This window comes from Streptomyces sp. NPDC002817 (genome assembly GCF_053592055.1).
Genome location: NZ_JBSFUY010000014.1, coordinates 101,387 through 121,817, shown reverse-complemented (window position 1 = coordinate 121,817; position 20,431 = coordinate 101,387). Strand labels below are relative to the sequence as shown.

General features: G+C 70.2%; 20 protein-coding genes and 1 tRNA gene. 16 read left to right on the top strand and 5 right to left on the bottom strand.

Going from position 1 to position 20,431, the window contains the following annotated elements; all coding sequences use genetic code 11:
• Positions 1–22: 22 nt before the first annotated feature.
• The 16 genes from ACWD3I_RS25540 to ACWD3I_RS25465 all read left to right on the top strand — a co-directional run bounded on the left by ACWD3I_RS25540 (position 23) and on the right by ACWD3I_RS25465 (position 17,769).
• The gene (locus tag ACWD3I_RS25540) at positions 23–1,345 is read left to right on the top strand and encodes a PLP-dependent aminotransferase family protein (RefSeq protein ID WP_365394972.1); all 1,323 of its coding nucleotides are present in this window, start codon (positions 23–25) and stop codon (positions 1,343–1,345) included.
• Positions 1,342–2,673, top strand: coding sequence for a PLP-dependent aminotransferase family protein (locus ACWD3I_RS25535; protein ID WP_365394974.1), 1,332 nt, complete (start codon positions 1,342–1,344; stop codon positions 2,671–2,673). The genes ACWD3I_RS25540 and ACWD3I_RS25535 overlap by 4 nt, the downstream gene beginning before the upstream one ends.
• Positions 2,674–4,416, top strand: a complete 1,743-nt coding sequence (locus ACWD3I_RS25530) for a non-ribosomal peptide synthetase (protein ID WP_365394976.1) — start codon at positions 2,674–2,676, stop codon at positions 4,414–4,416. It begins immediately after the preceding gene.
• Entirely contained in the window at positions 4,413–6,584 is a 2,172-nt protein-coding gene (locus ACWD3I_RS25525) for an HAD-IA family hydrolase (RefSeq protein ID WP_365394978.1), read from the top strand. Before ACWD3I_RS25530 ends, ACWD3I_RS25525 begins: the two co-directional genes overlap by 4 nt.
• A complete protein-coding gene (locus ACWD3I_RS25520; RefSeq protein ID WP_365394980.1) occupies positions 6,584–8,482 on the top strand; it encodes a hypothetical protein in 1,899 nt (632 codons plus the stop codon). Before ACWD3I_RS25525 ends, ACWD3I_RS25520 begins: the two co-directional genes overlap by 1 nt.
• Before the next feature lie 57 nt (positions 8,483–8,539).
• Positions 8,540–9,094, top strand: coding sequence for an AAA family ATPase (locus ACWD3I_RS25515; RefSeq protein ID WP_365394982.1), 555 nt, complete (start codon positions 8,540–8,542; stop codon positions 9,092–9,094).
• On the top strand, positions 9,091–9,987 hold the full coding sequence (locus ACWD3I_RS25510) for an aminoglycoside phosphotransferase family protein (RefSeq protein WP_365394984.1): 897 nt from the start codon (positions 9,091–9,093) through the stop codon (positions 9,985–9,987). The genes ACWD3I_RS25515 and ACWD3I_RS25510 overlap by 4 nt, the downstream gene beginning before the upstream one ends.
• Before the next feature lie 372 nt (positions 9,988–10,359).
• Positions 10,360–10,743: a hypothetical protein gene (locus tag ACWD3I_RS25505; RefSeq protein ID WP_365394986.1), complete on the top strand. Its 384-nt coding sequence runs from the start codon at positions 10,360–10,362 to the stop codon at positions 10,741–10,743.
• Between the two features lie 582 nt (positions 10,744–11,325).
• The gene (locus tag ACWD3I_RS25500) at positions 11,326–11,961 is read left to right on the top strand and encodes a hypothetical protein (RefSeq protein ID WP_365394988.1); all 636 of its coding nucleotides are present in this window, start codon (positions 11,326–11,328) and stop codon (positions 11,959–11,961) included.
• Positions 11,962–12,464: 503 nt separating this feature from the next.
• The gene (locus ACWD3I_RS25495) at positions 12,465–13,406 is read left to right on the top strand and encodes an AAA family ATPase (RefSeq protein ID WP_365394990.1); all 942 of its coding nucleotides are present in this window, start codon (positions 12,465–12,467) and stop codon (positions 13,404–13,406) included.
• A gap of 153 nt (positions 13,407–13,559) precedes the next feature.
• Positions 13,560–14,255: a hypothetical protein gene (locus tag ACWD3I_RS25490; RefSeq protein ID WP_365394992.1), complete on the top strand. Its 696-nt coding sequence runs from the start codon at positions 13,560–13,562 to the stop codon at positions 14,253–14,255.
• Complete coding sequence (locus ACWD3I_RS25485; RefSeq protein WP_365394993.1) at positions 14,252–14,677, top strand: hypothetical protein; 426 nt, start codon at positions 14,252–14,254, stop codon at positions 14,675–14,677. Before ACWD3I_RS25490 ends, ACWD3I_RS25485 begins: the two co-directional genes overlap by 4 nt.
• Before the next feature lie 79 nt (positions 14,678–14,756).
• Positions 14,757–14,827, top strand: a tRNA-OTHER gene (locus ACWD3I_RS25480).
• Between the two features lie 72 nt (positions 14,828–14,899).
• Entirely contained in the window at positions 14,900–15,391 is a 492-nt protein-coding gene (locus ACWD3I_RS25475; RefSeq protein WP_365394995.1) for a hypothetical protein, read from the top strand.
• A 51-nt stretch (positions 15,392–15,442) separates the two neighbouring features.
• Positions 15,443–16,732 carry a hypothetical protein gene (locus ACWD3I_RS25470; protein WP_365394997.1) on the top strand — a complete coding sequence of 430 codons (1,290 nt, stop codon included), beginning with the start codon at positions 15,443–15,445 and terminating at the stop codon, positions 16,730–16,732.
• Between the two features lie 179 nt (positions 16,733–16,911).
• Positions 16,912–17,769: a DUF6884 domain-containing protein gene (locus tag ACWD3I_RS25465; protein WP_365394999.1), complete on the top strand. Its 858-nt coding sequence runs from the start codon at positions 16,912–16,914 to the stop codon at positions 17,767–17,769.
• A 195-nt stretch (positions 17,770–17,964) separates the two neighbouring features.
• On the opposite strand, the gene ACWD3I_RS25460 is transcribed toward ACWD3I_RS25465, so the two are convergent.
• From ACWD3I_RS25460 to ACWD3I_RS25440, 5 genes are all read right to left on the bottom strand, one after another.
• Complete coding sequence (locus ACWD3I_RS25460; RefSeq protein ID WP_365395001.1) at positions 17,965–18,198, bottom strand: hypothetical protein; 234 nt, start codon at positions 18,196–18,198, stop codon at positions 17,965–17,967.
• 22 nt (positions 18,199–18,220) lie between these two features.
• Positions 18,221–18,538: an integration host factor, actinobacterial type gene (gene mihF, locus ACWD3I_RS25455; RefSeq protein WP_365395003.1), complete on the bottom strand. Its 318-nt coding sequence runs from the start codon at positions 18,536–18,538 to the stop codon at positions 18,221–18,223.
• Between the two features lie 132 nt (positions 18,539–18,670).
• Positions 18,671–18,877 (bottom strand): hypothetical protein, encoded by a 207-nt coding sequence (locus ACWD3I_RS25450; protein ID WP_365395005.1) that lies wholly within the window; start codon positions 18,875–18,877, stop codon positions 18,671–18,673.
• Between the two features lie 105 nt (positions 18,878–18,982).
• Entirely contained in the window at positions 18,983–19,828 is an 846-nt protein-coding gene (gene trpA, locus ACWD3I_RS25445) for a tryptophan synthase subunit alpha (protein ID WP_365395007.1), read from the bottom strand.
• 37 nt (positions 19,829–19,865) lie between these two features.
• Positions 19,866–20,240, bottom strand: a complete 375-nt coding sequence (locus ACWD3I_RS25440; protein WP_365395009.1) for a winged helix-turn-helix domain-containing protein — start codon at positions 20,238–20,240, stop codon at positions 19,866–19,868.
• Positions 20,241–20,431: the final 191 nt, after the last annotated feature.

The window sequence follows — 20,431 nt, the reverse complement described above, 5'->3', positions numbered from 1 at the left end:
CCCCTCGTTAGGAGACGCCGACGTGCCGCAATCCGTGCCCAGCGGAGCCGCGCTGCTGGCCGAAGGGCTCAGCGTGCTCAGGGCCCACCAGGCCCGTGCGTCGCGCACCCTCAGCCTCATCCCCGCCGAGGGCATCATGGCGCCGATCACCCGGCTGCCCCTGATCAGCGACCTGTACGCCCGCTACATGTTCGACGAGGACCCCGACCCGCAGGCGGGCGAGTGGCGCTTCCCGTCGGCGAAGGGCGCGGCGTGGCTGGAGACCGGCCTCACCGTCCCCCTGCTCGCCCGCCTCACGGGTGCTGGCCACGTGAACGTACGGGCCTTGTCGGGGCTGCACGCCATGGAGATGGTCATCTCCGCGCTCGGCGGCCCGCCCGGCAGCACAATCGCCTGCCTCGCTCCGGCCCAGGGCGGGCACTACGCCACCGCGGACGTGGTCCGTCGGCTCGGGCACCAGGTCGCCTTCCTGCCCGGCCAGTCGGTGCACGCGCTGGAGCGCGGCGCCCTCGCCGGCTTCGTGTCCGATCACCGTCCGACCCTGGTCTACCTCGACCAGTGCCACGCGCTGCATCCCCTGGACGTGACCCCGCTCGTCGAGGCCGTCCGGCAGGCCGGCGCGGACACGCTGGTGCACGCTGACATCTCGCACACCCTCGGCCTGGTCCTGGGCGGCGCCCTCCCCAACCCGCTCGCGGCCGGCGCGGACAGCCTCTCCGCTTCCACTCACAAGAGTTTCCCCGGCCCTCAGAAAGGCATCATCGCCACCCGGCACGCCGCCATCGCACAGCAGATCAAGGGGATCCAGCCCCAGCTGGTGTCCAACCACCACTTCGCCGCCGTCGCCGCGCTCGGCCTGTCGCTGGCCGCGTTCGCCGACCACGCGGCTCCGTACGCGCACACCGTCGTGGCCAACGCGCAGGCGCTGGGCAAGGAGCTCGCGCACGCCGGATGGGACGTCGTCGGCGCCGAGTTCGGCTACACCCGCACCCACCAGCTGTGGCTCAGCGCACCCTCGAAGACGAGCGCCAAGGACGCGGCCGCGCGCCTGTATGAGGCGGGGCTTCACGTCAACTGGCTCACCGATCTGCCGCTCGATGGGCCGGCTCTGCGTCTGGGTCTGGCCGAGGCGACCTGGCTCGGCCTGACCCCGCGGGATATGCCGTGCCTGGCTCAGATCATGACCGACGCGGTCGCCGGGCGCCGTCCGGCGAGCGAACTCGCCGACGAGACGGCCGCGTTGCGGCCCCGCACCCTGTACCCCTACGCGCCCCCGATCGGCGCGGGCACGGTCCAGGACGTCTCGGCCGTCGTCCACTCCGTGCTCGGGGAGGTGCCGCGATGACCCGGTTGAAGGCACCGGTCACTGAGGACGCCCCGTGCGTCGCGGTCTACCGGGAGCTGCGCGACGGAGTCTCCCGCGCGAGCTCGCAGATCGGCTACGGCTACAACCTGTACCCGGCCGCCGGAGCCGTCCACCGGTTTCTCCACCGTGCCCTGGCGACGAGCGCCCGCACGGGGCGACTGCACGAGTACGGCACCCCGCACGACGCCCACGACCGTGCCCTGGCCGCGGCCCTGGCAGGCGAATACCTCGGACTCGACCTCGACGAGTCCCAGATCGTCTTCACCGCCGGCGCGACCGAAGGCATCGGCCTGGTCACCCGCTGGCTGGCCGCCTGCGACGCCGGACTCCTGCTGCCCGCGCCCTGCTACTACGCCTTCGAGCAGACCCCGCGCCGCTGGGGCGGGGCCGTCGTGGGCCGCTACTGGCACGACGGCACCCTGCACCCCACCACAGACACGGCCTCCCGCACCGCTCTTGTGGAGATCTTCCCCAACGGGGTCACCGGCACCCTCTACACGCCGCCGCCGTGCGAGGCGGACTTCCGCCTGGTCGACATCGTCTTCCTCGCCGGCGGCAGCGGTCCGCGCCCGCATCAGGTCACCGACCTGGTCCGTGCCACGCTCGACGGCCGCATCACGGACACGGCGGTGCTGATGACTCCGTCCAAGGACCTGTGTGTCCCCGGCCTCCGCCCCGGCCTGCTGATCACCGGATCGTCGTCCCTGGCCGAGGCCGCGCGCGACGACATCTTCGACCGCACCGCCTCCGCCAGCCCGCTCGCCGGCCAGCTCGTCCTCCTCTATCTGACCGTCCTGCTGCTCGCCGAAGCCGCTCACGAGCCCGTCCCACACGCCTTCGACCGCCGGTACCGGTGGATCGCCCAGCAGTACGCCCGTCACAACGTCGACACCGTCCCCTCCGAAGCGGTCTGCCGCTCGATCGTCGACCACCTCGACGCAATGAGCCGTCACTTCGCCGACGGCTTCGATCTGCTCACCAAGCACGCCGACGACCTGCTGGAGACCGGCGATCACCTGCGGCCCGTCTCCGGGTACTCCCTCCTGCCCCGTCTGCGCGTCGACCTCTCCGACCCTGCCGAGGCAATCGCCTGGGTCAACGCGGTCGGCCGCCAGTTCCAGCTCAAGCTCAACCCACAGCTGCTGTTCGGCGGCACCAAGGAGTCCTGGCACGCCCTCTCCCCCGGCTCACCGCGCATCCGCGTGAACCTGTCGGTCCCGCACGACGGGCTGCTGACCACCCTGGACCTGCTGCGTGAGGCCCACCGGGGCGTTGTACTGCCCCAGCCCCAGACGGAGGCCGCCTGAATGAGCACGCTGACCAGAGTGCTGAGCCGTGCCGTCGGCGAGCACCCGACCGCGATCGCCGCCGCCGACCCGCACCGCCACCTCACGTACGGCCAGTTGTGGGAGGCCGCCGGGCACACGGCGCGGGCCATGCGCGACGCCGACCTCACGCACCGGGCGGTGGTCCTGGCTCTTCCTCCGGGAACCGGATGGATCACAGCACTGATCGCCACGTGGCGTGCGGGCGTCGTTGCCGTTCCCGTCGACGTCACCCACCCACCCGCACGGCTCGCCCAGATCGCCACGGCGTGCCAGGCATCCGGGGTGCTGACGGCGACCGCCCAGGCTCCCGCCTGGGCGGGACACCTCACCGCCCTCGCCCCCGCCGACGGCGCCAGCAGAGAGACCCTCGCAACGAACACCGGTCTGCCCGAGCCCGGGGACGACGACATCGCCTGCATCTGGCACACCAGCGGCAGCAGCGGCAGCCCCAAGCCCGTCCTCATCAGCCACCGAGCCCTTGCCGCCCGCGCCACGGCCCTCCCCGGCCTGTACGGCCTCACCCCTACCGACCGCATTGCCCAGCTGACGTCGCCGACTTTCGACGCCGTGTTGTGGGAGGTCCTCGGCGCGCTGGCCACCGGCGCCCGGCTGCAGATCGCCGGCCCTGCCGAGCGGCTGCCCGGGCCGTTGCTCACACGCTTCCTCCGGGAACAGCGGATCACGGCGTTCACCTGCACGCCCACGCAGTTGGCGGCCGCCGAGTTCGCCGAGCTGCCCGCGCTGCGCCGCATCGTTCTCGGTGGCGAAGCGCTGCATCCCGAGCCTCTGGCCGCCTGGTTGCGCGCGTACGAGGTCGCCAACGCCTACGGCCCGACCGAGGCGTGCGTGGAGGCGATGGTCGCGGAGCACGTGCGCAGCAACGAGGCATCCGCGTCGATCGGCCACCCGCTCCCCGGAGTCACCGCCTGGATCCTCGACGAGGACCAGGAGCCCGTGCCGTACGGGGATACGGGCGAGCTGTACCTGGGGGGCACCGGCCTGGCGGACGGTTACCTCGGTCTGGACGCCGAGACCCAGCGGGCCTTCCCGCTCCTTGAACTCCCGCTCGCGGACGGGGGCGTGGGACGTGTCCGTGTCTACCGGACGGGCGACCGCGTGCGGCAGAGAACGGACGGCCAGTACGTCTTCGCCGGCCGCGTCGACGACCAGCTCAACATCGGCGGCGTCCGACTCGAACCCGGAGAGGTCGAGACCGCGGCATGCCGGATGCCGGGCGTGCGGGCCGCCGTGCTGCACGCCGAACAAGAGGACGGGGTTGCCCGGCAGCGTCTCGTCCTGCATGTGGAGGCGGATGATGTCGACCTGGCACCGCGCCTGCGCCGGCATCTGGCGAGCGTCCTGCCTCCGTCAGCGGTACCCGCGCTGGTCATCGTCCGGGCGCACCTGCCCCGCACCGTGTCCGGCAAGATCGACCGGCTCGCCCTGGTGCCCACGGACAGCCAAGCCGACCACGCCGCCCCGTCGGCGGCGCCGTCAGCGAGCCTGCCGGCAGATGTCGCCCAGTGGTGGCAGGAGACCACCGGTACGCCAGCTGACGGCAGCGCCGATTTCTTCACATGCGGCGGTGATTCGCTGTCCGCGCTGCTCCTGGTGCAGAAGATCAACGAGACGTACGGCACCGAGATCACCATCAGCGACTTCCACGCCGATCCCACCACCGCATTCCTGTCCGCTGCCCTGTCCCCCAGGAGCTCCTCATGAACCAACCGATCCGCGGGGTACTCGTCGACCTGGACGGCGTCGTACGTCTGTGGGGGAATCGCAGCGCCGTCACGGCGGCGCTCGCCTGTGGTCTCCCTGAACAGGCCGTCCGCCGCGCCGCGTACGGCGGCGCCTTCGACCTCGCCCACCACGGGATCCTGACGCACGAGGAATGGGTCGCAGCCGTACGCGCCGACCTGATCACGCAGTTCGGACCCGACGGCGGGCGCGCCACCGATCAGTGGGCTGCCGACCGGGGCGCGCCCGACGCACAGATGGTTGCGCTGCTCCGACGCGCCCGCAGCGCAGGTCTGGCCACCGGCGTCCTGACCAACAACACCACCGCGGTCGCCGCGGACCTGTGCCTGCACGAACTGAACGGTCTCTTCGACCATGTGGCCAACAGCGCCGACCTCGGCGTGACCAAACCCTCGCCCGCCGCATACCACCTGGCCCTCGCGCTCATGGACCTGCCGGCCGAGATGGTGGCCTTCACAGACGACAACGCAACCAACGTGGCCGCGGCCCTCCACGTGGGACTACGCGCCACCCACTACACGAGCGCCGAGTCCTTCGAGAAGTTCCTGGTCAGCCTCGGGGTCGCCCTCCCCGCCGCCACGGACGTCGTGTTCCCGGCGCGAGCCGAGGCCTTCCTCGGCGTCGCACCGCCCGACGGCCATGCCGAAGCCGATACTGGCTCCCCCCAAGCCGTCCGATACCTGAGTACGTCCCTTACTTCTGCGGACCTGGCCGCGCGGCTGACCGCGCACGACACGACCCTGACCGCCGTCCCACTGGGGCCCGACGCCGTCGCGTCGATCACGTCGACCGGCCGTCTGACGACCTGGCGCCTGCTGCCCCACGGCGCGGACACCGCAGCCGCGGCAGGACAGTTGCCCGCATGGACGAGCGCGACGTGCGACGTGGAGGCCGAGCACCTTCCGCCTTGGCTCCCCAAGGTCCGCGCTGCGGCCGCGCCGCGTGCCGAAGCGCTCCTCCACGACATCGGCTGGGCTCTGCACCAGATTGCCGCCGCCGCACACACGGGCGACCTCTTGGCGGCCGTCACGCATCTGGACCTCGCCCGTCACCAACTCACCGCACTGGCCTCCCTCTTGGCACGCCATCAGCAGGCGCCATGGCCCGGTGCGACGGCCTCCCGGTATCTGCCGCCCACTGCGCGGAGCGCTCTCGCGGCATCACACGGCGTCGGAGCCACGACCCCGGAGGGGCTGATCGACAGCCTCGCCCCGTTGCTCGCCCTGCTGCGCCAGCTGCGCCACGGCGCCCAAGTCGTCCTGGACACCAACAGCTCCTGGCCCTGGCAGCACACCACGGCCGCACTCACCGACCTGCTCGGCGCTGCCCCCGACCTGAGCCCGCACCCGGCCGACGACCCGCTCTACACCCCGGCCCTGGCTGACGTGTACGACCGCCACCGTCCCCTGGACGAAGCCATGACCGAGGCCTTGCGGTCCTTCGCCGCCGCACACCTCGCTGGCCGTGATGTGGTCGAGCTGGGCGCCGGCACCGGACGCATCACCCGACACCTCGCCAGCGGGAACCCGGCGACCTACCGCGGCGTCGAACCGTCAGCCGCGATGGCCGCCGGCCTGACTCAGCTCCACCTGCCGGGCGTGGATGTAGTGTCCGCGGACGCGCTGATGCTCCCCTTCGTCGTCAACAGCACAGACGTCGTCATCGAGCACGAGGTCCTGCAGTTCACCGCCGATCCCCTGCTCGCCGCGGACGAGGCGGTGCGGATCCTGCGCCCCGGCGGCCGGCTGATCCGCCTGCTGCTGCACCCCACCGGTCCCGACCCGCTCACCGGCATCGACGCGGCCTACGGCACCGCCGCCTTCGCCGACGGCCCGCTCCCTCTCTTCCAGGGCAAGGGCACCGACCAGCGTGTCACTGCCCATCTCGCCGACCGCGGCCTGGACACCGACACGCACACACTCGTCGTCTTCACCCGCCACCGCACGCCCGCGGAGAGCGTGGAGGCGCTGGCCGACCGGGCCTGGCCGTATCAGCACCAGCTTTCCGACAGCGCACACGAGCGCGGCATGAGTGCCGCCCGCGCGGCTGCCGCTCACGCCGCGGAGACCGTCCCGGTCGAATACGTCCTGCGGGCGCTCATCTCGTCCTACCGCCCTGAGGTGCCCTGATGGCCCCGCTCCCGCAACTGCCGCGCCGATACCGGTGGGTTGAGACCGTCGAGGACGACGCACTGCTGGCGCGGGGCCACGCAGTTCCCATCCTGCATCCCACCGAGGCGGACCGCGCCCTGCGGTGGGCGGACGTCCTGCACAGCTACGCCTCCGCCGAGAGCCGCCCGCCCGTCCGAGCCGGCGCGCGAGTGGCAAGCCTGCCCGGCCACGAACAACTCGGGCAGCTGGTCGCGCAAGCCCTTGGCCGCGCCCACCACGTTCTCGACCTTCACCGGCCGCTCGCCGTCGGTGACCGGGGCGGCAGTGTCCTGGTAGTCGCCCCGGCCGACGCGCTGCCGCTTCGCGTCCTGACGGCGATCGTGACCGCCTTCGCCGAACAGGACACCGAGACCGGATTCCTCACCGGCCGCGACGCGGCTGCCGTCACCTTCGCTCTGGCCAAGCTCCTCGCCTCCCCCGCGCCGGCCCCGGGCCCAGCCCGCAGCGGCCTCATCGACGGCACCACCGGCCTCGCCCATGTCCTGACCGCTGGGGAGACCGACGAACGCACCACCGTTGCCGACGTCCTGGGCCGGCAGTGGACCAGCCTCATCGTCGACGCCGACGGATCCTCCGCGCACGCCCCGCTCGGCGCACTCACCTTGTGCGGACTCACCGGCGCGTCCGAGCACACTCTCGACGGAGCCGTTCTGCCCGGTGGGTGTACGCCCACCACCTGCAAGACCGACCCGTCCGGCCGGATCCGCCCCTTCGCTCTGCACCGCCTCAAGACCCGCGCGCTGGGGGTCTTCGTCTGCAACGGCATCACCCTTGCGTCCGCGGAGCAGTATCCGTCCGACCTCTGCCTCGCGCTCGACGCCCTGGAGGGATTTCCCCAGGCCGTCTTCGGACTCATCCGCGGGGATCTGGACACCAGCGGACACGAACCCCGCCTTGCCGCCGAGAGCCTGCACGCCGGCGATCGGCTCGGCGAGTGCGTCATGCTCCTCAATACCGACGGTGTCCGGCGGGGAATCCGAGGTCCCTCCGCGGTCCTGCTCGGCGACCCCGAACAGCGCCTCCACGCCCCGGGCGCCACTCCTTCGCCACGTCCACGTCCCCAGACCGGTCCACGCATCACGGACGACCAGCTAGTCAGCATGTGGCAGCACCGCCTGACCGACGCCCACGCCCTCGAGCGCGGCCTGCACGACTCGTTGCAGCGCCGCCCCGACCCGGACCTCGCCGCCTGTCTGGAGGAGATGGCGACCCACCGGGCGGCCGCAGGCGAACTGCTGCTGGCCGCCGTACGCGACCGCTCCCCCGTCGAGGTGTGGGGGCTTGACCTCGACGCCAAGAGCACCAAGTGGGCTCACGCAGCCCTTTCGATTCTCAACCGGACACGCGGTGGTGCCTTCGCCCGGCAGCTTGCCGCGTCCCGCGTCCATCACCGGACCGTGCGCTGGTCCTTCGCCAGCCCCTGCCCGTACTGCCACACCCCGCGCGACACCGAGCACCTCGCCAGCCCTCTCGGTCTGAGCGATCGCCGCACCATCCGCTGTCCCAAGTGCGGGCCCGCCCTGAGCCTGCCCGCCCCTCTCCCCCAGCTCCAGGTCAATCCGCCGGACGCTCTTCACGCCGGCAGGCCAGCCGACATCGCGCTGTACCTGCCCCTAGCAGCCGACGGTCTGGTCGCGGTCCACTTGCGACCACGCTCAACCCGGCGCGGCTCCTACGATCACCAGGTCATCGCCGTTCGTCCCGGCCCGTACACGGTCACGCTGACCATGCCCGAGGATTCGATCCCTGAACTGGACCGGCTGTGGGTGGTCCACGCTCACCGCTTCCACATCGGCTACTACCAGCAGCGCCTTCCCGTCCTGCCCCCAAGCGCCTCGTACCACTCCAACGCGTAACCCCGGAGCGGGCCTGACGGTTCGCCGACCACCACGACCACGCCCCTGAGGAACCACATGCTTGTCTGGATCAACGGCCCCTTCGGGGGCGGCAAGACCACTACAGCCGCGCTGCTCCACCAGCAGTTGACGGGCAGCATCATCACCGACCCCGAGGAAGTCGGGTTCCTGCTGCGCGGCAGCCTCGGCGACCACCCCAGCCGTCAACGCGACTTCCAGGACTACCCGATGTGGCGCACCCTGGTCGCTGCCGTGTGTGCCGAGCTCGACCACCACACAGACGGCGGTCCGGTCATCGCCCCCATGACGCTACTGCGTCGCGAATACGCCGACGAGATCTTCGACGGGCTGGGCAAGGCGGGCACCGAGGTACGCCACATCCTGCTGCACGCCGAACCCGAGATCATCCGAGCTCGCATCGACACGAGCATGGAATTCCCCGGCGACGAGGAGCGGAGCGAGAAGGTCCGGGCCTTCCGGCGCCGCAAGCTCTCCGACTACGAGAAGGCGTATGCGAGTTGGCTCGGTGCGCGGGCCGAGGTGATCGACACCTCCGCGCTCGCCCCCGAGCAGGTCACCGACCGGGCCCTGGACCTGTTGCGACAGCCATGAAGAGTGCCCAGGCGATCGCGGCACTCCGCCTTGCCGGGCCGGCGACCGTGGTCACAGACCACAGTTGGCCCGGCACGTCGACGACGGTTCTGCGTCTGCTGGACCCGGCCGGCCGACAGATGATCCTCAAGCGCAACACCAGTGGCAGCAGCTTCCAGCGCGAGCACGCAGCGCTTGCCCTTTGGGCCCCCGTCCTTGGAGCGGATGCGCCCCAGCTCCTCGAAGTCGACGAGGCCGAGCAGGAACTCGTCATGACCGCTGTCGCCGGCCGCCCCTTGGCCGAGCTGGACATGCCTCGACGTCAGGAGCGTGTCGCCTACGGCCACGCCGGCGAGCTCTTGGCCCGATTCCACCATGCAGCCGCACCCACGACGTTGCCCCGCTTCGGACCGGACCGCGCCGCCTACATTCGCGCGCAATTGACGGAAGGCACCGCGCCCCTGACCGACTCTGAGACCGATGTCCTCCACGAGGCCCTCAACCTGCTTGGCGGTATGCCACCCCAGCGTGCCCAGCCGTCCCACCTTGACTTCACCGAACGCAACATCCTCGTCCGCCCTGGCGGCAGGAGGGTCGGCGTGATCGACTTCGAGACCAGCCGCTACGAAGCCCGCGGCCGCGACTTCCTTCGCATCACGCAGCGCACCCTGCGCCAACGGCCGGATCTGCGTAGGGAGTTCTATCGCGGATACGGCCGCGAACCGAACGAGGTAGAGGGCGAGTTGATGCGTATCTGCACGGTCACCGACGCGGCCGCCATCATCGTCACGGCCACCCAACAGGGCCGCCTCACCTTCGCCGCCGAGGCCGGCCACGCCCTCAAGGCCGCCCTGCGCACCTGGCCCGATCCTGCCCCGGGCACCTCCATTCCGCACCGCCAGAAACCTTTGTGACCCCGCCGCGAACGGCTGAACAGATGCTGCTGCGCCGGAACTACTGACTTCCGCGGTCTCAAACAGGACGAACAGCCAGGTCTCGTGAACTCGTCGATCCGCCCGAGCAGGTCCTTGTTCTGGACCTCCAGCATCGCCAGCAGGTACCGCGAGGTGGGCTCGGTAGGTCGCGTGAGCAGCACATCGGTGACCGGGCTGCCAGCTGCACCTCTCCTTCAGAAGAAGATCCGGCCGGATGCGGCCACCTTCATCGACTCTTAAGACTTGCGCTCACGTCGCGTCACACTTAGAGTCTTAAGAGTCATAACCTGCTGGAGTCTGCGGAGGACCTTCACGACGGCCGCCGCTCCTTGCCTCTGGAGAGCCGTACAGATGGGCACGAATACCAAGACCAGCGAAGTCACCCGGGCCGCCGACCAGGCATGCACTCAGACGCGGGCCTGGGAGACCCTGTCGATGTACACCACCCAGGCCCCGGAGCTCGCCGACGCCCTGGCGGTCATCGACTTCACGGATCTCGGTGGTTCCCTCGACGGCACTGCCATCGAACTCGGCCTGAGCGAGGCGCGCAGTGAGTTCGAGCGCAACCAGGCGCTGGCGGAGGTCGAGACTCGGCGCCTGAATGCCGGCGCCACTCCGGACGCTCGGTTCGCATGCAGTCACCTCGGCGCTGTCCACGCCCGTCGTGTCGCCGGCGGCCGACTGCCCTGTGGCGTCACCGGTTGCAGCTGCGGGGACCTCACCTTCAGCTCCTGACCACCAAACCCACGACGCGAAGGAGGATTACCGCCATGACAAGCCGCCTGGCACGAACGATCGCACGCGAGGATGCACTGGAGGACGCGGGAATGCACGCCGACGAGCGGATCACCTGCTACACCCACCAGGCCTGGGCTGTCGAGTGCGCTGACCAACACCTGCCGCTTACCGCTGGGCGAGTGCTCACGGCACTGCGCGAGGCCGACCGCGCCCGATGGAGAGCCGCCAGGTCGTAGCGGGCGAACGCCACGGACGGCCCCGCGGCGCCGTCCGACGCCGGCACCCGTGAAACCGGCGCGGAACCCGTTGCGGGCGAAGGCGGCCAAACCACCCTCGGAAAGCATCTGCAGGGTGGGCAGCTGCCGGATACGGCCGGGAGGCACCTCATTGACTGGACAGCCAGGCCTTGACGTGCCAACCCAGACGCAGTCTCGTACTGCCGGCGGAACCTACGGCGGGCCGCGATCCGCACCCTCGCCTGCACAGGCCGCGCCGATCGTGCCCTACCGCGCACGAGGCCCGCCCACTCTGCCGTATCCTCAACCCTCGACGAAAGCTATAAGAGACAGGACTTTATATATGAGCAGCACAGACGCCACAGAGGTCATCGACCTGACCGAGCGGACAGAACCTCTGAGCCTAAGCGAGATCAGCAGGGCCCTCGGGATGAAGTCGCGCGGCAACGCCCAGAAGATGCACAAGCCGCCCACGCAGGCGGCGATGGGCGGTAAGGGGCCGGCCAACAAGCCGGCTCTGCACGCGGTCGCCGAGGCGCTGGACGTTGACCTGGGCGACGACATCCTGGAAACCTCGACACCACGCTTTCCGGTGGAGGTCGTCCTGGCTCTGGGCAAGGCCCTGGGATACCTCGACCACACCGGTCACATCATCCCGGAGATCGCGAACAAGGGCCGCGGCCGCTGGCTACCAGTCGCCCCTACGATCGACCCGGCTTCAGGCCGACGCCGCGTCTACACCAATCACCTGGCCACGAAGATGGGCATCAAGAACTCGTCGATCGAAATGGCGCTCTTCCGGGAGGCCTTCACGAAGCCGGACGAGACGGACGAGCTCGGTCGGGTCTTCTGGTGGGTGCCGACTGCCAACAGGATCCTCACGGACAAGAACATCACGGATCTATTCGCGTTTCCGCACGAGTATCCGTCCGCTTCCGTGGAGGAGGCAGCCGAAACGAGCGTTCCGCCCTCGGAGTGACGAGCCCCGGCACCTGCGCCGGCCTCGAGGTCGCCTCCTCGCAGGTCTCCGTCTCGCGGCTGGAGCCGACCGAGACGCGCACCCGTCCCAGAAGCTTCTGGGGCGGGTGCCGGCATTTTCACCCAGGGGCGCTGGGGCCACGCGGCCAACTGCACGGATCTCCAACCCGCCGAGCGGGGAGCCAACCGCAGATGCCGCGACAATTCAGGCGCTGTATGCACGCCATCGCCCCGGCACAGCATGAAGCGCGTCAACATTCGGGGCCGCACCTCCAGCGCCCGGCGAAGCCGGCACGACCGTGACCGGATACTGAAAGCCTCCGTGCACGCTGAGATTTTCGATGCGACCCGACAGCGAAAACCCGTTCTGAGCTGCAAGAACACCAAAAAGATGATAGTCTTAAGAGTCAGATGGCGTTGATCCCGGCGCCAGTCGCGACTGGACATCATGTGCTGGTGCCGGGACTCGCTGGAACACTCCACCGACTGGTTCCCGGAGGAACCTTGACGGATACCATCACCCATCAGGCGGAGGCGTCCGCGCCGCAGCCTAGCCGCAACGATCGCTTCCAGTTCACCACCGCCGTACGCCAGCAGCGTCCTGCGCGGATCCTTCTCGACGGTCCGCCCGGAGCGGGTACCACCTATACCGCCCTGGCCCTGGCCACCTCGATCGGCAAGCGCGTCGCCGTCATCGACACCCAGCGCGGCCGAGTGAGCGCCTACGCGGACGCCTTCCCCTTCGACGCGTGCCCGCCGCTCAGCTATTACTCCCCCGAGACCCTGGTGACGACGCTGGCGCACTGCGCTGACCAGCGCTACGACACGGTCGTGGTCTCGACCGCCTCTCCGTTCTGGAGCGGAGCGGGCGGGGTGCGCGAACAGGCCGACCGAGCCTCCAAGAGGGCATCGTCCGGCAGCACGTGGAGCGGCTGGCGCGAGGTGCGCCCGATCGAGCAGAACATGCTCGACGCACTGCTCGGATACCCCGGCCATGTCGTGGCCACCGTGCGCGACAAGCTCGACTACGTCGCCGAGGCGGACGAATCCGGCCGCGTCCATCGCAGGATCGTCGGTCTGGCCCCGGTCGCCCGCGAGGGCATGGAGTACGACTTCGACCTCGTCGCCACGATGGACCACACGCACACCCTCGTGGTCGTCAAGGCCCCCACGGACGATCTGTCCGGCGCCGTCGAGACCAAGCCCGGCGCACGGTTCGCCGCGCGCATCACGGACTGGCTGAACCAGGGCGAGGCCGTCGACCTGCCCTTCGACCTCGCCGCCGAGGCCCTCCAGCCCGACCTGTCGTTCGAGGAACTCGGCGACCTGATGCACCGTGTACGCCTGCGCCAGGCAGAGGGCCACCCGCTGCTGCTGCCCAGCGGCATCGGCATCACCCTGGGCGCCCACATCACCAAGCGCGGCAACGAACTGCGCCGGGACTGAGCCCTGCCGCTCCGGTGCCCACTCCGCCGCTCGGGTGCTGCGCACCTTCCGCGCCGCCCATGAGCGAGCGGCCTTCCCGAACTCTCCCTGTCCACGCGGCGGTCCGGCCTGCCCATGTCCGGGTCGGACCTGCCGCGCCCACGAAAGGCCACGATGCCGCAGACCCTCCACCAGGACGACCCGCTGGTCCGCCTCCTCTCCGCCTACCGGTCTATGTCCGACCGGCACAAGGCCGCACTGGACCCCTACGTCGACACGGACGGCTACGTCGACGAAGACCACCGCCGCGCCTACAACAGGCGCGACCGCACCGACGCCCTGGAGGCCCGCCCCCTCCTGGAGCAGGCCATGGACCTGCTGACCGGACGCTTCACGCTCCCCGACGGCATGGCCGTGACCGTCCCCGGCAGCGACCACCATGCCTACACCGTGACGACGGGGCGCCTCGACGATCGCGCCCGCGAGGCCTTCCGGCACGGCCAGTGCCACGCGTTCGCCCGCGCCTTGTGCGACGAGACCGGATGGAAGATGGCCGTCATCCTCTCCGGCTCGTGCAGCGCCGATCCGGACCTGTGCAGCATGGAGCCGGTGGCGTCCGACGTATGCGGATGCCAGTTGGAGCACCTCGTCGCCGTACGCCCCGACGGCGCTCACGTCGACATCACCGGCGCCCACCTGCCCGGCACGCTCCAGGACTACGAGGACCAGGAGGCCGTCATGGTCACCGACACCCTGTGGGCCTTCATCCTGCGCTCCCCCGCCTGGCGCCGACCGGCGATCGACGTCGCCCGCACCTTCGTCCCCCCTCTGCTGGCGAGCCTGGACGACCGTACGGAGGTGAACGCGTGACCTGGCTGCGTACGACGGGACGCACCGCCCTGGACGGCGCGGCCCGCCTCCTGGTCCGGTGGACCGACACCGTCACGACTCGCTCGGCCAACGTCCCCAACCCGGTGGTCGCGGTCCGCACCGTGCAGCTGCTGCTCGCCAAGACCGGCGGCGGCGACTTCTACGAGACCGTCCAGGAGCGGCTGACGGCATTCGGCTTCCCGCCGATGGGCTGCGACGGCTGCAAGGGCGCCCCGTGTACCTGCGACGATGACGCACTGGCCGACTTGATTGAGGCTCTCGGACCGCTCGCCGTGCGCGGAGCCGTCCGGTCGGCCGTCGAGCTGTTCGGTACCTACGGCGACCCGCACGACGTTCTCAGCTCCACGCAGGTCGACCAGTTGTGTGCGGCCGCCGACCTCTTCGACACCGGTGACTCTTAAAACTTGCACCGAACATCGCCATTGATATAGAGTCTTAAGAGTCACTTGATGATGCTGGTCCTCCCCCGACCAGCGGGGTGCGTCCGTAGCTCAACTGCGGAGAGCCCGGCCGCAAAGCCGGAGACGCGGGATGGAGACCCGCCGGACGCACCCCTCCCCCTCCACCCGAGCACGCCCGCCACACCGTGCCCTGCCCATGCCCCCCGTACTGACAGGAACTCTGTGCCCACGATCGAAATCGCTTCCCTCCTCGACCACTCCGACGCAGCCGCCCGCCCGGCGATCCTCAAGGCCGCCGTCGCGGCCGGCGTGCTGTGGCAGTGCCGCGAGACCGCCTGTAGCCATCACAACGACCAGGGCGCGGAACTCTGCCGGGGCTGCGGCCGCAACCGCAAGGGACACCCTCTATCCGACGCACAGCCCGGCCTCTACTGCGCCCCGGACGAGATCTGGGAGCGGCTGCGTGAGGAGGTCAGGGACCACTTCCTCGCCCAGGAGATCAAGCCCCTGCCGGACGCGGTCACCTTCCCGTGGCAGAGCTCAGACCGGGCGTCGACCTGGTCGCTCATGGACTTGATCGTGCACCACGGCGGCCGCCAGGAGTCGTACCGCACCGATCTGCAGAACACCGAGATCGAGGAGTCGCTGGAAGAGGTCGCCCTCGCTGTCGAACCGGGCTACCTCGAAGACCTTCGCATCACTCTTCAGCCCTGACACCGCCGGCCGGCGGCCCCTCGACGCCCGAGACCCTGAAGGAGGACCACGATGCCCGGGCCCGTCCACGCCACACCCCTGCCGTTCCATCTCCCGCTCGGCATGCCCGGGCGTCCCTCCGTGTCCGTGACGTCCGACGTGCTCGAGCACGGCCAGGTCCGCTACGTCGTAAGGGGCCGGCGCCTTCACGGCACCCTGATCGTCGTCCCCGAAACGCCCTACGACGGACCGCTCGAACCGCGCACCGTACGCGTCCACTTCGGCGACGGCACCGACCAGGTCAAGCCGTACACGCCCCGTCCGGACGAACCCGTTGTCAACGGCGTGCGCGTCCACGGCGCCACCGAGTCCATCAACCCCGCGACCGTCCAGCGCTCGCAGTGCTTCCTCGCCTCCCGCGCGGTCGTCCTGCGCAACGGCTACGGGAGCCGGCGCATCCCCGACGGGGCCCGCATAGTGATCGAGGCCCTCGTCGTAGCCGTCGTTCGCCACTGGCGACAGCGCCCCGACCGCAGCGACCTCATCCAGGCCGCCGTCCGCCACTGCGCTGCCGCCCACGCCGTACACGAGCGGCTCAAAGTCCGGGCGCTGGAGGAGGACCTGGCCGGAGTCCGCGCTGGCCGGGCCAGCGCCCGGCAGCGCAGCCGCCAGCTGGCCGGCCTGGTGCGGCGTCGCCAGCCGCCCGTCCAGGCCCCCCGCACCAGCGCCGTGCAGCTGCCGATCGCCGCCAGGGACGGCACCGCCCTGGGGGCCCTGATCGTGCGGGAGTTGGAAGTCAACGTGCTCCCGGGCCGCGTGGTCTACGAGATCAGCGGCCCGCGCGTGGGGCGCGGCATGGTCACCCTCGGCCCGGATATCTACGGCAAGGCCCCGCTGCCCGGAGGCCTCTACGCCTGCTGGGGCAGGCCCGCCAACGCGTCCTGGTTCACCAAGGACCGCGTCAACATGCCCAAGGTCAACGGCGTGACCGTGCACGGCGGTTGGAGTCACAGGGGACAGACCGTGACCGCGACATCCCCCGACACTTCCAAGGCCCAGGTGCCCGCGGGCCCCGGACGGTCCGTCTCGGTCTCCCCCCTGACTCACCGCCGCGCCGCAGCCATACTGCGCGCCCTCGCCGTCCACTTCACTTCCCGCCGCGATCTGGAGGCACTGCGCGTCGCCGCCGGCAAGCAGAACGCCGAGCGTGCCCGCGCCTGTGTCTCCGAGGAACTGGACCGCCTGCGCAGACGTGAGGCGAAGCTCAGCCGCCGACTGCGGCAACACCGCGCCCGCGAGGCCTACTTCATGTCCCTGCTGGCCCCCGCCGCTTCCCCCGCGGCGCACTCGCACGCCGCTTGACTCCCCCGGCCCAGGCTCCTGACACGCCCGGGCCCAACGAAAGGACTCTGTTGACCCTCAGCCCCACCGGCGCCAAGATCCTTGCCGCGCACGTGAACGGCGTCGTCACCGGTCATCCGGCTGCCCTGGACCGTCTCGAAGGCTCCCGTCTGATCCGCCGTGCCCATGGCCTACGGGTGATGACGGACGCCGGACGCGAGGCCTTGAAGGCCTGGCAGGAGGAGCACGGGGAGCCGACCCAGGACACCGCTTTCGGTGTGATGCCCAAGCTGCCGCCCAAGCCCCACGAGGCGGTGATCACTGCCGCATTGCGTCCCGACCAGCTCGTTGCCGGCCGGGACGACTCGGCATACCACCGCGGCGAGACGTGGTTCCGCACGCCCACGCTGAGGGTCGTCAACGTGGCGGGATACGCCGACGTCCGCCCTGCCGATTGGAGGGCAGGGACCAGGACCTGGGAAGAGTCCGGAGCATCTTTGTACCTGACCGCAGCCGGCCGCGAGTACGCACGCCAGCGCGGGAACGTAGAGGTACGCCGCCGACGCCTCGTAATCGCCCAGTGCGGAGACAAGAAGGCCGAGCCGAGCTGGGAAAAGTACCACTACCGCGACGTGATCCCCGCAGGTCAGCTGTACATCGGCCAGTACCACCGATCGCTGCGGCAGGCGGCGGACTCGCTGACCGACGGCTCCCTGATCCGCATCCTGTCGGCGCTCCACGGAATCGTAACGCTGGCCCAGCCGCTACTTCCCTACAACGTGAGGCTCGGCGACGAACGATCAGTCGCTGCCGAACGAGTCGCCCTCCAGACGGCAGGCTTGGGCCTGGCCGACGCAGACGTGATCTTCCTCGGCAGCCAGAGCTACGCGGACCTGTTGCGTGCCTCCGTTCCGCACCTGTGCACGCCGCTGTCCGGAGGAATCGGCGAACACCGCGGTCTGTGCCGGGAGGCAAGTGAGGACGCGTCACTCCGGGAGGCCTGGTGGAAGGAAGCCGCCGGACTCTTCGACCGGCATCACCGCCCGTCACCGAACTGACCGTTCCGGAACGCCAGTCACCTGCTCTGCGCTACTGACCGTGTATGCGTCCCCCGTCGGCCGGGCGAGGGCATCCGGCCGCGCCCGGCCTTCCACCAGGCCCGATGGGCACGATGCGGTCCGACGCCGGGGACACAGCGCACGCCGTGTGCCCGGCGTCGGGGTTCTCCCCGGCGTCTGCGGTATGACTCGCGGCTACGCGTACACGTCGAGGAAGTCTTGGACCAGGTCGGACAGGAGGAAGGCACGGATCGGGTCTGCCAGGTCGATGATGCCGAGTCCGGACGCCCCGGATGCCGCGGCGACGGCGAGTCCCCAGACAACCGGCTGGCGCTCGCCGCGCGGGAAGCTCCACAGCGCCAGCGCCGCGCCAGCAGCGCCGACCAGGCCGATGGCGGCCTCCACCACGTCGTACCCCTCCTCCTGCATATGCATCGTCCGGGCAGCGGGATCAGGCCGCTACGGTCTCGAACCTCTCCAGCAGGAGCTGCTTCTGCCGGGTTCCCAGCCCTTGGATCCGCCGGCTGGCGGCGATGTCGAACTCGGTCATGAGCTGCCCGGCGCGGACCTTTCCGATACCGGGGAGCGACTCCAGAAGTTTACGCACGGGGGTCCGTTGGACGACAGGACTGTCGCTGTCCAGGAGGTCACTCAGGGAACGGCGTCCCTGCTTGAGCTCAGTGAGGACGAGGGCGCGCTCTCTGCGCGACGCCGCAGCCTTCTCCAGGGCGGCGGTACGCTGATCCGGCGTCAGCAAAGGCAAGGTCATGACGGGTCCCTTTCATCTTCGTCAGGTTGATCGAGGCCAATCGTCAGCTCGTGGGAAGCGCCCGCGAGCTGGGTGCTGTACGTACAACGTGTGGGCCGCGTTCGGCGGGTTGGTCACGGGGGCTTGCGACGGTCATGGGCCCGGGCGCCGTGGTGGACGGCGGCGGACGGCTCGTTCCGTCTGCTCTTCCTCCCACGCCTGGGCGTATTCGGCGGCAACGGCCGGGTTGGTGTAGGCGGGTTCCAGGAAGATGCGGTGCGGGTCGGGCAGGGGCGCGATGGGCTGACGGCGGCGTGCCGCCACGCTCTCGGCGCGTCGCGGGTGGAGGGGCGGGGGCAAAGAGACTCCTGCTGGGGGGACTTCGGGAAGGCGAGCAGAGCCGCTCGGCATCACGGGGACCGGTTCAGCCTGCCGTGTTGGTGGCTAGCCTCCGGATGCCGACGCTCACCGTATGCCCGCTCGCGTCCCGAGGCTGGTGTGGTGGACCGGATTGAGGGCCTCGGCGAAGGCCGAGACCTGGTCAGCAGCGGTACGAAGGCCGTGGGAGGCGCCGAGTTCCAGCAGCGGTCGAACGACGGGGGTCCCGATGACGATCCCGCTGACGAGGTTCCGTACCTGTGCCGCCTTCTCCGGCGTGGAGATGCCGATGCCGGTGACCACCGGGGTGGGGCCTGCCGCGTGCAGGCGCTCGGTGAACGCGCTGAGCGCGGGGATGTCGATGTCCCCTGTGTAACCGGTGAGCGCGTCGGCGGCAGGCGCATACACCCACCCGGTCGCGGCGGCGACGACCTGATGCAGCTCGGCGTCGCTGGCCTGCCAGGAGACGAGTTGGGGGGTGTGGATGCCCGCTGCCTGTGCGGCGGACAGCCACGGTTCGGCCTGGTCGACGGGCAGGTCGACGATCATCGCTCCGGCGGCGCCGGCGGCGGCAAGGTCATGGGCGAAGTGCTCGGGCCCCCAGTCGCGCACGGGAGCCCAGTAGGTCATCACCACGACGGACGCCTCGGTCGTGGATGCCACCCGGTTCACGGTGCGCAGCGCATCGAGGACCCCAGTGCCCTGGCGCAGTGCCTGTTGGTAGGCAGCCGTGATGAGGGGGCCGTCGTAGACGGCCTCGTGGTGCGGGATGCCGACCTCGAGCAGGCCGGCTCCGCGGTCGGCGAACAGCCGCAGGGCAGCGCTGTCGTTGCCCCTTGAAGGGAAACCCGCGGGGAGGAAAACGCCCAATTGGGGCGCGTGGTGGGTGAGGCGTTGGGTGAGCCAGATGGAGGCGTGGGTGAGGCGGGTCATAGGGGGCGCCTTTCGCGAGGCGGGTGGACAGCGGTGTTCAGGCGGCCGGGGGTGGGGCTGTCACGCGGTGAAGTTCGGATTCCAGGTGGGTGACGCGTTGGGTGAGGTGTTCGATCCGCCGTGTCAGGTCGAGGACCTGCTTGCGGAGGTCGCCGTCTGGTGGTGTCGGGGCTGGGCTCGCCGCGTCGCGGACGAAGGTGCCGAGGCCCTGGACGGTGTGCACGAGTCCTTCGCTGCGCAGAACCCCGATCGCGCTGCGGGCGGTCATGTTGGCGATGCCGAAGCGCTCCTGCAGTTCGCGGTAGGCGGGCAGCCGTTGGCCGGGCTTGAACCGGCCAACGGTGATCTCCGCCCGGAGGATGGCGGCGGCCTGTTGGTAGGGCGGTGCCTCGACACCGACACGTATCGGCATGAGATTCCTTGAGGTCAGAAGGAGGTCGGTGCAAGCCGGCCAACGGCGTGTTGGGCTTCGCAGGGGTGAGTGAAGACCGTGGTCTCGATGTCGCGGGTGCGGGTCTCGTGCCTTCGCTCGCTCTGTCAATCGGACCGGGGACAGGCTTGCGGCTGATCACGAAGGAGTCCGCGGGGGGCCGCGTCTTGGCG